General features: G+C 64.3%; 11 protein-coding genes. 2 read left to right on the top strand and 9 right to left on the bottom strand.

What is annotated here, in order from left to right; genetic code table 11:
• Positions 1-6: 6 nt before the first annotated feature.
• From ACQPXH_RS16880 to ACQPXH_RS16870, 3 genes are all read right to left on the bottom strand, one after another.
• Entirely contained in the window at positions 7-948 is a 942-nt protein-coding gene (locus tag ACQPXH_RS16880) for an acyl-ACP desaturase (RefSeq protein ID WP_433597488.1), read from the bottom strand.
• Between the two features lie 304 nt (positions 949-1,252).
• Positions 1,253-2,977 (bottom strand): GMC oxidoreductase, encoded by a 1,725-nt coding sequence (locus tag ACQPXH_RS16875; RefSeq protein WP_433597487.1) that lies wholly within the window; start codon positions 2,975-2,977, stop codon positions 1,253-1,255.
• Between the two features lie 78 nt (positions 2,978-3,055).
• Positions 3,056-3,985, bottom strand: a complete 930-nt coding sequence (locus ACQPXH_RS16870; RefSeq protein ID WP_433597486.1) for an NAD-dependent epimerase/dehydratase family protein — start codon at positions 3,983-3,985, stop codon at positions 3,056-3,058.
• A gap of 130 nt (positions 3,986-4,115) precedes the next feature.
• On the opposite strand from ACQPXH_RS16870, the gene ACQPXH_RS16865 reads away from it, so the two are divergent.
• Positions 4,116-4,814, top strand: a complete 699-nt coding sequence (locus tag ACQPXH_RS16865; protein WP_433597485.1) for a TetR/AcrR family transcriptional regulator — start codon at positions 4,116-4,118, stop codon at positions 4,812-4,814.
• A gap of 395 nt (positions 4,815-5,209) precedes the next feature.
• Here the strand turns inward: ACQPXH_RS16865 and ACQPXH_RS16860 are convergent, their stop codons facing one another.
• From ACQPXH_RS16860 to ACQPXH_RS16850, 3 genes are all read right to left on the bottom strand, one after another.
• Positions 5,210-5,386, bottom strand: coding sequence for a hypothetical protein (locus ACQPXH_RS16860; RefSeq protein ID WP_433597484.1), 177 nt, complete (start codon positions 5,384-5,386; stop codon positions 5,210-5,212).
• 25 nt (positions 5,387-5,411) lie between these two features.
• The gene (locus ACQPXH_RS16855) at positions 5,412-6,734 is read right to left on the bottom strand and encodes a family 1 glycosylhydrolase (protein ID WP_433597483.1); all 1,323 of its coding nucleotides are present in this window, start codon (positions 6,732-6,734) and stop codon (positions 5,412-5,414) included.
• A gap of 866 nt (positions 6,735-7,600) precedes the next feature.
• Positions 7,601-9,295 carry an SMI1/KNR4 family protein gene (locus ACQPXH_RS16850; protein ID WP_433603262.1) on the bottom strand — a complete coding sequence of 565 codons (1,695 nt, stop codon included), beginning with the start codon at positions 9,293-9,295 and terminating at the stop codon, positions 7,601-7,603.
• Between the two features lie 290 nt (positions 9,296-9,585).
• Here ACQPXH_RS16850 and ACQPXH_RS16845 point away from each other — a divergent pair, with 290 nt between their 5' ends.
• Positions 9,586-9,780, top strand: coding sequence for a hypothetical protein (locus tag ACQPXH_RS16845; protein ID WP_433603261.1), 195 nt, complete (start codon positions 9,586-9,588; stop codon positions 9,778-9,780).
• Here ACQPXH_RS16845 and ACQPXH_RS16840 read toward each other — a convergent pair.
• From ACQPXH_RS16840 to ACQPXH_RS16830, 3 genes are all read right to left on the bottom strand, one after another.
• Entirely contained in the window at positions 9,747-10,571 is an 825-nt protein-coding gene (locus ACQPXH_RS16840; protein ID WP_433603260.1) for a class I SAM-dependent methyltransferase, read from the bottom strand. The two genes, ACQPXH_RS16845 and ACQPXH_RS16840, sit on opposite strands and share 34 nt — an antisense overlap.
• 128 nt (positions 10,572-10,699) lie before the next feature.
• Complete coding sequence (locus tag ACQPXH_RS16835; protein WP_433603259.1) at positions 10,700-12,955, bottom strand: MMPL family transporter; 2,256 nt, start codon at positions 12,953-12,955, stop codon at positions 10,700-10,702.
• A gap of 106 nt (positions 12,956-13,061) precedes the next feature.
• Positions 13,062-13,577 (bottom strand): MarR family winged helix-turn-helix transcriptional regulator, encoded by a 516-nt coding sequence (locus ACQPXH_RS16830; RefSeq protein WP_433603258.1) that lies wholly within the window; start codon positions 13,575-13,577, stop codon positions 13,062-13,064.
• Positions 13,578-13,603 lie beyond the last annotated feature (26 nt).

Here is a 13,603-nt window from a genome sequence, read left to right as displayed (position 1 = left end):
GGGTCATTACCCGACGCGTGCGGCCTCGCGGGCGAGGATGCGCTCGCGCTGTTCTTCGAACTTCATGACGTCGCGAGTGAGTTTCTCGAGGTACTCGCCGAGTTCTTCGCGGCTGCGTTCGCCGCGTGCGGTGAAGTCCGTGCGGTTGAAGACTTTCCAGATCCGCAGGACTGGCAATACGACCTCGTCCAAGTGCTGACGCAGGTCGTAGATTCCGTGCTTGACCATCAGCACGCCATTGCGACGCCAGTTCGGCATTCCGGTGCCCGGCATGGAAAACGTTTTGGTGATCTTGGTCACCGCCTCGATCGTCTGGTCCGGAGCGATGTCGAATGCGGCGCCGGTGATGTTGCGATAGAACATCATGTGCAGATTCTCGTCGGTGGCGATGCGTTGCAACATCCGATCGGCGATCGGGTCGTCGCAGACTCGTGCAGTGGTGCGGTGACTGATTCGGGTAGCCAGCTCCTGGAAGGTCACGTATGCGACTTGATCGAGCACACCGGCGAAGTTCTCCGGCGCGTGCACGCCGCGCGTCAAATGCACCATCCGGTCGTTCTCCAGGGCGACGGGATCGACAGCGCGGGTGCATAGGAGGTAGTCGCGCATGGCGATGGCGTGGCGGTTTTCCTCGGCGGTCCAGCGGCCGACCCAGGTACCCCACGCCCCGTCGTTGGTGAAGTTGTCGGAGATCACGCGGTGGTAGGAAGGCAAATTGTCTTCGGTGAGCAGATTCGTGATCATCGCGACTTTGGCGACTTCCGAGAGCCGTGACTGCGCGGGATCCCAATCCTGCCCTCCCATTGCTGCAAAGTTGCGACCCTCGTCCCAGGGCACATAATCGTGCGGATACCAGTCCTTGACTGTGGCCAGATGCCGGTCGATGTTGGCACCGACAACCGGTTCCAGTTCCGTCAGCAGTTCGAGTTGCGTCAAGTCCTTTGTCATGCAGCGCCTTTCGATTCGGTGGAACCATCCACGGAACGTACCGCTGTTCACGCATTACTGACTATGCGACCGAGCCGCCCTCACACCCTAAACGAGCACCTTCGATTCAATGCGCACCAGACCTACTTCCCTGCACCTGGTGGTCGACCATGACGAGATGTGCGGTCGCGCAGAACGCGAGCATTTGCCCTAAAGTAGCCCCCTTGCGGGTCTCGGTCAGTCCTCGCAGTATTCGGCCAGCTTCGAGTTCAGGTAGTTCCACGGGAAATAGGGACCGACACCGGGGGCAGATGGAACGCAGCCCTCAGCCTGCGGCGGAATTAGGGGTGCGGATTTCGACTACCGGCAGGACCAGGGCGGCCGGGGCGTCGGCAGGGACGACGGGGTTATCGGGCGCGATGGGCTGAATCCGTTGGTAGGCAACGCCCTGCGCGGGACGCAGGTCCACTTCGCCCTTGTTGGGCCAGTAGGCGGCGCAGCGTTCGGCTTGGGCGGTGATGGTCAACGACGGGTTGACGCCTAGGTTGGCGGAGACGGCGGCGCCATCGACGACGCTGAGCGTCGGGTAGCCGAAAACTCGGTGGAAGGCGTCGATTACGCCGGTGTCGCGGTCCGCGCCGATAGGTGCGCCGCCGAGGAAGTGGGCGGTGAGCGGGATATTGAAGACTTCGCCCCAGCTGCCGCCCGCGACGCCGCCGATTTCCTCCGCGACCTTGCGGGTCACCTCGTTGCCCGCCGGAATCCAGGTCGGATTGGGTTCGCCGTGACCCTGTTTGCTGGTGAGCTTGCGGCCGAACAGGGTGCGCTTGGTGTAGGTGGTGATCGAATTGTCGAGGTGCTGCATCACCAGCGAGATGATGGTGCGCTCGCTCCAGTTCTGCACGCTCAGGAAACTGATGAGCGTGAACGGGTTTCGCGCGACCAGACCGAGGAAGCGCAGCCAGCGCGGTATCCGGCCGCCGCCGTCGACCATCAGGGTCTGCAGCAGTCCCATCGCATTCGAGCCCTTGCCGTAGCGCACCGGCTCGATATGGGTGTCGTGGGTCGGGTGGATCGATGAGGTGATCGCGACGCCACGGGTGAAATCGACATCCGGATTCACCTTGCGGATCGCAGCGCCCACAATGGATTCGGAGTTGGTGCGTGTGAGTTGGCCGATTCGGTCGGACAACTCGGGGAGCACACCCCGATCCCGCATGGCGTGCAACAACTTCTGGGTACCGAGCGTGCCTGCGGCGAGCACGACCTGGCCCGCGGTGTAGGTGTGCGGGCGCTTGCGGAACCATGCGCCGGTGCGTTCGGTCGAGATATCCCAGGTGCCGTCGGGCAGCGGCCGGAAAGAGGTCACGGTCGTCATCGGAATCACCTGCGCGCCAGACTTTTCCGCGAGGTATAGGTAATTCTTCACCAGGGTGTTCTTCGCGCCGTGGCGGCAGCCGGTCATGCATTCACCGCATTCGAGGCAGCCGGTGCGGTCCGGTCCGACACCTCCGAAGTACGGATCCGCCACGGTCTTTCCCGGCTCGCCGAAGAAGACGCCGACCGGGGTCTGGACGAAGGTTTCGCCGCAGCCCATATCGTCGGCGACCTTTTTGAACACCTCGTCCGCCGGTGTCAGATGCGGGTTCTGTACCACGCCGAGCATCTTCTTCGCGCGCTCGTAGTACGGGGTCAGTTCGGCGCGCCAGTCGGTGATATCGCGCCACTGCTGGTCCTGAAAGAACGGCTCCGGCGGCATGTAGAGGGTATTGGCGTAGTTGAGCGAACCACCGCCGACACCCGCACCGCCGAGGATCAACACATTGCGCAGCGGGTGGATGCGCTGGATGCCGTAGCAGCCCAGCTTGGGCGCCCACAGGAATTTGCGCAGGTCCCAGCTGGTTTCGGGCAGCTCGTCATCGGTGTAGCGTCGACCGGCCTCGAGCACACCGACCCGGTAGCCCTTCTCGATCAGCCGCAGCGCGGTGACGCTGCCGCCGAATCCCGAACCGACCACGAGTACGTCGAAATCCGTTTCTCGCTGGTCCATTGTGGTGCTCCTCGATCCGTGTCGCCAGTGACACCGGTAACACTACCGCCGAGTAGCAAAGACCCGAGTAGCAAAGACTCAGCGCTGGGTCTGCCACCAGGCGACGGTGGCCGCGATGGCCTCGTCGATCGGCGTCGGATGCAGACCGAGGCGCTGCTCGCTGGCCGACGAATCCAGGACGAACGGCCGCGTGACCTGGTAACTCATCTCGGCGAGCTCGCGCATCGTCTCATTGGTGAGTCCCATCATGCGCAGCAGGGCGACCGGTGCCGCGAACACCTTGGGGGCTGCGAGGCCGGCGGCGGCGGCGATCGCGTCGAAGAGTTGCTGCTGGGTGATCGGCGGCGCGGTCGGGGCGTGCAGGAAGGAATTCCAGACCGATTCGTCGGCGGCCGCGCGGATCATGGCGGCGGCGAGGTCGGGCATATAGGTGTAGGAGTGTGGCAGGTTCAGCTTGCCGAATGCCTGCACCCGCTTACCGGTGAGAATCGGGACGAAGACCTGCTCCCCGGCCAGCGACGCCCGCACATATGGGCCCAGGAAGTCCGCGGCGGCGACGCTTACCGTCGCGGCGGCGTGTGCCTCGCGAGCGCGCACCAGCTGGGTGCGGACGCTGGGCTTGCCGAAATCGGCATCGCGGGGCAGGTCTTCGGTGATGGGACCGTCCACCTTGCCGTAGGAGTAGATATTTTCCGCGAAAACCGCGACCACGCCGGCGTTTTCGGCCTCGTCGAGTACGGTGCGCTCAGCCGGCGGCAGCTCCGCGCGCCAAGCCTTCGCGGTATATTCCGAGCCGCCCAGGCAGTGGTAAACGGCCGTCGCGCCATCGAATTCGCCCGAAAGCTGTTCGGGCAGTGTCACATCGACCTTGCGTCGCTCGACGAGTGGATGATCGGGACCGCTCCCGGAACGAGTCAGCACCCGGACCTGTTTGCCCGCCGCGGCCAATTGCTCGGCAATGGTGGTTCCGGTGGGCCCGGCTCCGGTGACGATGTGCAGCTCCGACATGGTGCGTCCTAGTCTACTTTGGCGAGCGGTGCTCTCTGTTGTGCACAAGCATGCAGTCGGTACCACCCAAAGTCAAGAGCAGTGCTCGCATTAGTTGACATCGCTCTCTAGAGCGCGCATGGTGATCGGTATGGCGACGACACCACGTGCCCGGGCCAGGGCCCAGACCATGAACGATATCGTCCGGATCGGCCGCGAACATCTGGCCACCGATGGCGCGGCGGCCCTCTCGCTGCGCGCGGTTGCCCGCGATCTCGGTGTGGTGTCGTCGGCGGTATACCGCTATGTGCGCAGCCGCGATGAACTGCTGACCCTGCTTGTGATCGACGGCTACAACGCACTCGGCGACGCGGTCGATGCGGCGCTGGCCGATGCCCCCGACGATCCGATCGAGGGCCTGCGCATCGTCGGTCGTACCGTCCGCGACTGGGCGCTGGCCGAACCGGCCCGCTACGGACTCTTATTCGGCACTCCGGTGCCGGGCTACGACGCCCCCGCCGAGCAGACTACTGTGCCCGGCACGCGGATCATCGCGATCATGCAAACTCTCTTCGCCCGCGCGTACCGCGCAGACATGCTCACCGCTCCGGTCGAGGAGCGCCCGTTATCCTCCGCGCTCGCAGCCAATTTCGCGGATATCAGGGCCGCATTCGACCACGACCTCCCGGACTGGCTCGTCGCCCGCGGCATCACCATGTGGGTCGGCCTGTTCGGCGCCGTAACCTTCGACGTCTTCGATCAATACGGCACAGACACTTTCACCGACCGTGCCGAGCTATTCGAACTCCAACTCGACGGTCTCCTCGAACAACTCGGCTACCGCGGTTAGTGCCGCAGGCGGGGCGGCGGTGCGCCATGGGGGAGTCGGTGGCCGATGGCGAGCAGACTGCCCGCGGTTCGGCCTTTGCCCCGGCCCGTCCGGTTTCGCTGCGCCCCAGCAGTTCCGATTTCTCGCGGTAGCGGCCGATCTGGTCCTGTGCGATGAGGATGCCGGGAGGCAGTGGGGTCGATTCGGGGTCGACGTGGAAGGCGTCGCGGAATGCGGGGTCAGCGCGGGGAATTCAATTCTGTGTGCGTCGTCGAGATCGCAAAACCCTTCGAATCAGCGGGATTTTGACGGCGCCGACATTCTTGCGCGAGGAATCGGCGCAGTTGGCGCAGAACCATTGCCGCGCCCTGGATCATCCGAAGATAGTTCCTGCCACATCCCGATCGGTAGAAATATCAGGAGGAACCATGACTGCCGCCGATCAACCCCGTTCGGGTGCCCAAGCGGTCGACCGTGCGATTCACGTACTGAACTGCTCCGAGGGCGACATCCCGGTCGGCGTCGACGGCGAGCAGTCGCGCTCGATCTCGAGTGATCAGTTCACCGGATCCCGACATGGTCGGGGTCGGCACCCACGGGTGCCGACCCTTGATCCAGCTAGCGGGGGACGGTGACCGGGTCGGCGCAGCTGGCCGCGGCGTCGACGAAGGAGCAGGGTTTAGGGCCGCGGGTCGGGCGGTAGTCGGGGGTGACGCCGCCCTGGTGTGTGATGGCGGTGTACGCGGGTACTGCGGCGGTGGGCTTGCGGGTGAGGGTGGGGTCGGTGCGGACGTCGACTGTGTAGAGGCCGAAACGCGGTGTGTAGGAACCCCATTCGTAGTTGTCGGTGAGGCTCCAGTAGTTGTAGCCGATGAGGTACATGCCGTCGGCCTTGGCGCGCTGCAGCCAGTAGACGGTGTCGCGGAGGTCGTCGGCGCGGGTGTAGCCGTCGGCTCGGGGCATGCCGTTTTCGGTGGGCATGCCGTTCTCGACGATGTACAGCGGGCGGTCTGGGAACTTGCGTGAATAGTGTTGCAGGGCATAGTAAATGCCCTCGGGCTCCAAGGGGTTGTTCCACAACTGGCTGAAGTTCAGCTCGGTAACCGTATCGGGGGACGCGCCGTAGTAGTAGTCGATGCCGATGTAATCGAGTTTCGCGGCGACCGCATTGATGAACGAGCCGTTGACCGCATCCTCACCGGCCGGAATGTAGGCGACATTGCTGGTGACCATCGCGCCCGGCTGCACGGCGTGGATGTAGTCGTAGACGGCATTGTGCGCCTGGGCGATTCGGTCTTGCATCATCGGAATGGCGGCGGGGGAGAGGCCGCCGTGCGAGGTCTCGTTCATGATGTAGGCCGCGGGTTCGTTGAAGGTGACCCACAGCGGGGCGGCCGCGGCATATCGGTCGACGACGGTGCGTGCGTTGGCTAGCCAGTCCTCGACGATATTCGGATTCGACCAGCCGCCGCGGTCGACCTCCCAACCCGGATACACCCAGTGATCGATGGTGAGCATCGGACGCATCCCAGCAGCCGTGATCGCGGCGATCACATTGTCGTAGAAGCGAAGTCCGGCCTCATCCCATTCGCCCGGCCGCGGCTGGACGCGCGCCCACTCGATACCGATCCGATAGACCTTGACGCCGAGTTGCGCGGCCAGATCGATATCGGATCGGTAGCGATGGTAGAAGTCGACGGACTCCAGATAGGCGTCGTCCGTCTTGCCCGCGGCCACGTACCGGGACCAATTGCTATCCGGCGCATACCCTTCGGACTGATATCCCGATGCGGCCACGCCCCAGAGAAAGTCCGAGCCCAGCGGCTGGACCTGCGCAGGTGGCGCGGGCTGTGCCATCGCGGGCGTTGGACCACCGGCTATTACGGCGGCGGTGCCGGCTACCAGCGTGATCAAGATATGGCGGCTACGCAGCGATCGCATCGAACTCCTGCTTCCTGGGCGGGTGACGGGCGCTCGTGGACCTCCGGCGCAGGCCGAGTCGGGCGGGACCACGCGACGAGGGTAACTGGTCGGTCGTCTTCTATCGGGAGGATGCGGTTATCGGTTGCTCAATATTGAGCACCGGCCTCAACCGCAACATTTGCCCTGGTGAACCCCGACTGGGGGAGCGGGTGTCGGGCCGCGCAGGTCAGGGCAGTGGGAAAGAAATTGAGCCACAGGTGAATCGGTTCATGTGGCGTCCTATATGCGAAGACCGGGGCCATGGTGAAGGAGTTGAGGGCGACCGCAATACAACATTACATTCAGGTAGGTAGATATGCGCATTTACTTATGTAATCTCATTACTCGAAACCCACCACAGATCACCTACAAAACAACACTCGCACCCAGCGACAACAGTTCGCCAAGAAGAGAGGAGCGACCGGGCTACGTTGCGCTACCAGGAAGGTCGTTGACTTGGGTCTCGGTAGCTTTCGCCGAAAAGCAACGAATGTGGCGTAGTCCCTGGTCAGGGACGGGTACGGCGCTGAGGGTTCCGGCTGGCTACTGGGCTTCGTACTGCTCGATAACCTGAGCCTGGAGACGGTCGCGGAGCTCGGCTTCCTCGGGTGAGTTGGTCGCAGGATGCGGGCTGGTTTGGGCCGCATCGGCAGGCCGTCGTCGGTGGCGGTGTGTTCGGCTTCTGCGAGTGCTCGGTAGAGGGAGGCGGACGATCGCGCATTACCTGCTGTTGCGCGCCGCCGGTAAGCTCACAGGCCCGATCCTCGGCACAGCCCGCAGCGCGCTACCCTCCGACGAAAGATCATCGCAGTCCCTGCCCGACTGGACCAAGGATCATGCGGAAATCAGTCGTCGGTCAACTGCTTGCGAAACTCCTGCCGCCAATGAGGGTCCTGACGCAGCCCCACGACCAAGCCCAGGGCTTCCCGGGCCGACAGGTTCAGCGCGTCGGCCAGGGCGCGGGCCGCCATGGCGCGGTCCTGCCAGAGGGATCGGTCTTTCCAGTCGGTGTATATCACCTGGGCCTCGGCGTGCACGCGGCGCAGCCGCAGGTCAAGGGCGGAATCGTCGGTAACGCCGGGGTGATCCTCCTCGCTCAGCAGGGACAGTGCGGCAGTGACCTCGTCATAGGTGTCGAGTCCGGTCTCGGTGGCCAGCGACGACATCTGTGTGGCGAGTACGCGGCGCAGGCGCTCGGGCGTCGCGGCGTCGACGAGGGAGGCAAACCGGTCAGGCACGGGTGTCTTGAAGTTGTTCTCCGGGAGCCCGAAGTTGTTGTCCGGGAGCAGGGGAAGGATCCGAGCGCTGTCGAGTTCCCCCTCCAGGCCGGGCGGTGGCAGTGGGGGGATGCCACAGCGGCGAACCACCGCGTCACACACCGCCAGCAGCCGTTCCCGCCGCTGCTCGGGTGTGGGTTCCGGAACGGGCGTCGGCAGACCGGGGAAGACCTTGAACGGGTCGCGCGCGCCGTGGGGGACAGGCGGTCGGGTGTCGTACCTCGTCACCAGTTCGCCTTTGTCGAAGAAGGACACCGAGGTTGTGCCGTCGTCCCAATAGCTTACGGACACCGCGCGGGTGCCACGGGACACACGGCGCAGCACCTCCTCGCGTGTGCCCTCGAAAAGCTGAAGACCTTCCTCGATGCCGAACGCCCAACCGCCGTGGGTTCCCACGCGGACCACCGGCAGCAGCACGCGAGGGTCCTGCCGCTGTTCTGGAATTGCTGCCTCCTCTCTCCACCGTGGGCACCGGGTCTCGGGCAACGCGCCGAACCGGCGCAGGAGTTCGGTCTCGTCCAAGTCCTGCGCGAAGGTCAGGCAGAAATTGTCGTAACCGCTGGGCCAGGTCTTGTTCAGCGTGGCGTGGGAAGTCGTCCGGCCTGGCGCGGCGATGACCGGTCCGGCGAGCGCGAGGTCGAACAGGGACCGAGGCTCGGCTCGCCGTTCGGGAGCGTACTCCCACAGCAGCATCCCGTCGTCGACGACAGGCACATACGATAGCCCCACTGTTATGGCGGTTCCGCCCTCGAGAGAGTCGGCGATCTGCTCCAGGAAGGCTGCGAGGCTTTCCCAGTTCCCGAAGCTGACGCCCTCGGCCTCCTGCTCGTGGCCCACCGCGCCGAACGACTCGCCGCGACGGCAGTCCACGACCAGCCCGTCCGCACTGAAATTGCGGGCGAAGCGTACGAAATCGTGGTGCCAGAAGCCTTCCATCAGTGGGTCCCCTTCGTGCCTGGCCCACGACTCCTGGTGGCTCCGGCCCGAGGAGAGGATCTGGGCGAGGGTGTAGGGCTCAAAACCGGGGAAGCTGAAACCCCCCTCCTCAGGGGAGACGAAGCCCCGCTCCCCGGGCGAGACTCCGTCGTGGTGTCGCAGATACGCGACCAGATCCGCGGGAAACTCCACCCCCAACTCGGTAGCTGCGGCGCTGATGGCCTCCTGCGAGGCGGGTGGGCGCAAAGATGAGAAGGTACGCGGCGCATGCGCGGTGAGCCATGAGTCGATCCGTCGCCAGGACTCTTCGATGGGGCTAACGTGCATCGTCCGATCATCGCATCCACCTCTGACACCGGTGCCTGCTCGGAGGCCACGGTCGGTAATGCTCACCGCGCGGTTGTGATGCGAAAGACCTTCGACACCAACGTTTTCGGCACGTTACGCGTGCTGCACGCCTTCCTGCCGCTGCTGCAGCGCTCGGCGGCGCCGGTCGTGGTGAATGGCAGCAGCGGTCTTGCGTCGCTGACCAGGGTCTCGACCCCGGGCACCCCGGCATACGCCTACCCGGGGCGTCGCATATCCGGCGTCGAAGACGGTGGTCAACATGCTCACCGTTGCAGTACGCGAAGGCCTTCCCGGGTATCCGGATCAATGCGGTGGAGCCCGGTTTCACGAAGACCGATCTCAACGGGAATACCGGCACCCAGACGTTGGAGCAAGGTGCCGAGATCATCGTACGCATGGCGCAGCTCGGCCCGGATGGGCCCACCGGAAGCTACGTCGATGCCGAAGGTGCGCTGCCCTGGTGATCGACGACGGCCGTGGCGACGATGTACCCCTTGGGATCGCGCCATGTCTGCCCCGGATGGTGGGTGAACCAATCCTCGACGTCCTCGCGCAGATCGTTCAGAATCGCCTGCCGTCGTGGGTGGTTCGGCGTGACGCCGTAGAACGTGAACAACGCCTCGGCGAAGCGCACCAGCGGATCCGGAGTATCGAAGACGAGTGCATTGTCGGATCGCTGGATCCGCACCTCGCCGAAAACCTCGGACATCAACTCCGGCAAGGTTTCGGAGTCGACGGTCATCGCCTCGCCCACGCCGAGGCCGTAGGTCGCGGCATGCGCGGCCACGAGTTCGGTGGTGTATGGGTAGGTTCCGGCATGGTTGACGACCACGGCAATCGTCCCGCCGGGTTTGGTCGTGCGCTGGAACTCCCTGAGCCCGGCCAGCGGATTCGCGAGGTGGTACAGCATATGTCGTGCGGTGAGCGCATCGAAGCTGTTGTCGTCGAACGGGATCCGGTCGGCACTGCCGAATACGCCGCGGACCCCGGGTACTGCATTGGCGGCGGCGACCATTGCGGGAGAGGTGTCGATACCGACCAGCGGACCCCGGTGACCGGTCTCGGCGAGGTGGGCGAGGAACCGGGCGTCGCCACAGCCGATATCGGCTAGATGTTCGGCTCCGGTGAGTTCCAGCGCGGTCAGCACATTCGCGGTGGGGTCGTCGGGACGCTCGGAATAGCGCTCGTGGGTATCGATCCGCACTTTCAAAGGTGTCGGATCGGCGTATTCTGCATCGAGACGGTAGCTGCACATCGCGGTCGTCCTTCGGTCCAGTTGGCCGGTGGTTGACCAGGTCGCCGGTTCGGCGATCGGGTCCGCGGGCTTTCCGGCGGTGAGCGTACCTCCCGAGGCGGCGTGTGGCGTTCCCTTTGGTGGGGTGACTACGAACCGTTCGACCGTCCGGCGGTGACGGTGGGGAGCCGCGGCGTGATCGGTGTGGTCTCGATCGGCTCGTGCATATCCTCGGTGCCCGGGCGTTCATCGTCCAGAATATGTTCTCCGAGCCCAATTTTCTCCTGGAGGCGCTTCATCCAGGCCGGCGCCCACCAGCAGTCGTCGCCGAGCAGTTTCATGACTGCGGGTACCAGCAGCATGCGCAGCACGGTCGCATCAATGAATAGTGCGGCGATCATGCCGTAGGCGATGTACTGCATCATCACCAGATCGGAGAAGGCGAACGCACCGGTCACCACGAGCAGGATCAGCGCCGCGGCGGTGATGATTCGGCCGGTGTGGGCTGTGCCGGTGTGCACCGCGTCGCTGGTACTCGCCCCTTTGGCCCTGGCCTCGACCATGCGGGAGAGCAGGAAGACTTCGTAATCGGTGGACAGGCCGTAGATTATCGCGATGATCAGCACGAGCACATTCGACTGGATCGGTTGCGGGGTGAAGTTCAATAGTTCGGCGGCGTGGCCGTCGACGAAGATCCAGGTCAGGATGCCGAGAGTGGAGCCGAGGCCGAGCGCGCTCATCAGTGCGGCCTTGATCGGCAGCACCAGCGAGCCGAAGGTGAGGAACATCAGCAGCGTGGTCACGAACAGGACCAGGACGATCATGACCGGGATGCGGTAGAGCAGTGCGTCGATGCTGTCCTTCTGCATGGCCGGAATGCCGCCGACGTACATGCTGACGCCGTCGGGGAGTTCCATCTTGCGGAGGTATTCGATGGTTTCCCCGCCTTCGTTCGGGTTCACCAGTGTCGCCTTGGAGCGGTACACGTTGTCTTGGGTCGAGGATTTGGATGGCATCTCGAACTGACTGGCCAACCCGGGGGCGTGCCCGGCCGCGCGCCAGGCCTCGCCGACCGGCGTGCTGTTGTCGGCAACGAAGACGAGTTCGATGGGATCGGATCGGCGCTGTGGGAAGAAGGTGTCGATCTGTTCCTGTGCGACGCGAGTCGGGTTGTCGGGTGGCAGATATCGCTCGCTGAAGCCGCCGAAGATGAGGTTCTTGACCGGGATGATCAGCAGGAAGAGCACGATGACCAGCGGGATTGCGACGGTGAGCGGTCGCTGCATCACCCAGCGTGTGGTCTTGCCCCAGAAACCGCCCTCGATTTGTTCGGCGGTCTTGGTTCTTCGGAACCGGTTGAACCCCAACATATCCACGCGCGGACCGAGGACGGCCAGGCTCGCGGGCAGGATGGTGATGGCGGTGAAGGCGGCCAGCAGGACGGTCGCGATGGCGCCGTAGGCCATTGATTTGAGGAAGCCCTGGGGGAACAGCAGCATGCTGCCGAGGCTCGCGATGATCATGGTCGCCGAGAACACGACGGTGCGTCCGGCGGTGACGACGGTGCGTCGCACTGCGGCGCGAGTGTCGTAGCCCGCGGCGAGTTCCTCGCGGAATCGGCTCACGATGAACAGGCCGTAGTCGATGGCCAGGCCGAGGCCGATCATCGAGAGGACCGAGGAGACAAAGGAATTGACCTCGGTGAAGCGGGTCAGGAACATGATGATGCCGGAGGCGCCGATCACGGTGAGTCCACCGACGAGCAGCGGCAGGGCGGCCGCGACGAGGCCACCGAAGATGAAGAACAGCAGCACCGCGACGGCGGGGATGGCCAGGACTTCCATGCGGTGCACGTCGTCGGCCATCGTGTCGTTGAGTGTGCCCGCCACCGCCTGCAGGCCGCTGACCTGCACGTCGATGCCGGGGATTGTGAAGGCGTCCTTGACTTTCCGGAAGTTGCGCACGGAGTCGGTGTCGTTGTCGCCCGCGATGGCGATCGCGGCCACGGCGCGCTTCTTGTCTTCGGTGGCTGCCTTTGCGCCGCTGATCTTCGCGCCGTCGACGCGCCAGTAGGACGCGTTGACGCCGGTGATCTCGTTCGGGTACTTGTGCGGCAGGCTGTTCAGATTGTCGATGATCGGTTGGCTGAATTCCGGATCGTCGACGGTCTTGCCGTCCGGTGCGGTGTAGAGCACGACGACGTCGAAGTCGTGATTGCGTCCGAATGCGGCGTCGGCGAGGCGTGCGGCCTGTGCGGATTCGGAAGTGGGATCGTCCATACCACCGGAGCTGAGGTGGTCCTCGAGTCCGAAGCCGTATGCACCGAGTGCAAGGAGTGCGCCCACCACGACCGCGAGGACGGCGAAGCGCAGCCGGTAGACGAGTTTTCCCCAGCGCGTGAACATCAGCGCGCTCCTTGCCTGCAGGAAAATTGATGTGCTGCTTGCTGTGCCGCGCCGATCGCCAAGGGGCTGCATCCTTTCTGGGGGTGCACGCTCGATGTGCCTGTAATCAAAGGTACAGGCCGGTGTGAAGTGTTAGTGTTTCAGAAGTGATGCCGAGTTGTGTGCGGATGTGACGCGGATTGCATTGACTGCCGAAGTGTTTGATTCGTGCCGACTGGCAGTCGATGTAGACATGCGTGTTATGAAGTCCGCCGGGCGTGATGGCGAGGTCGGTCGGGCCGAGGATTTTGCCGAGAGTTGCGGCGAGCGTGTGCAATTCGTCCGGATCGAGCTTGTCGGCGAAGCATCGCTCGATGCCCGCGAGATAGCCGGGCGCGGCCGCGCGCAGACGCTCCCGGCCGGCATCGGTGATGGCGACGAATGCGGATCGGCCGTCGTCGGGATTGGATTCGCGCGCGACCAGACCCGCCGCGGTCATCTCGGTGACGAGTCTGCTGACCCGGCCGGATCGGGTCGGCGGTGCACCGCCGACCCGATTCGATTGACGAGTCGACGCGCAGTCTTGTGCCCGATTGGGGATCAGTGGATGATCGTAGACGTAACGATTTCTGGTCGGGGGCAATCATCATCGTCGATCAGTCAGGAAAC

This window comes from Nocardia sp. CA-135953 (assembly GCF_050955735.1).
GTDB lineage: Bacteria > Actinomycetota > Actinomycetes > Mycobacteriales > Mycobacteriaceae > Nocardia.
Note: the sequence above shows the minus strand (reverse complement) of the source record. Positions and strands in the feature narration are given on the sequence as shown.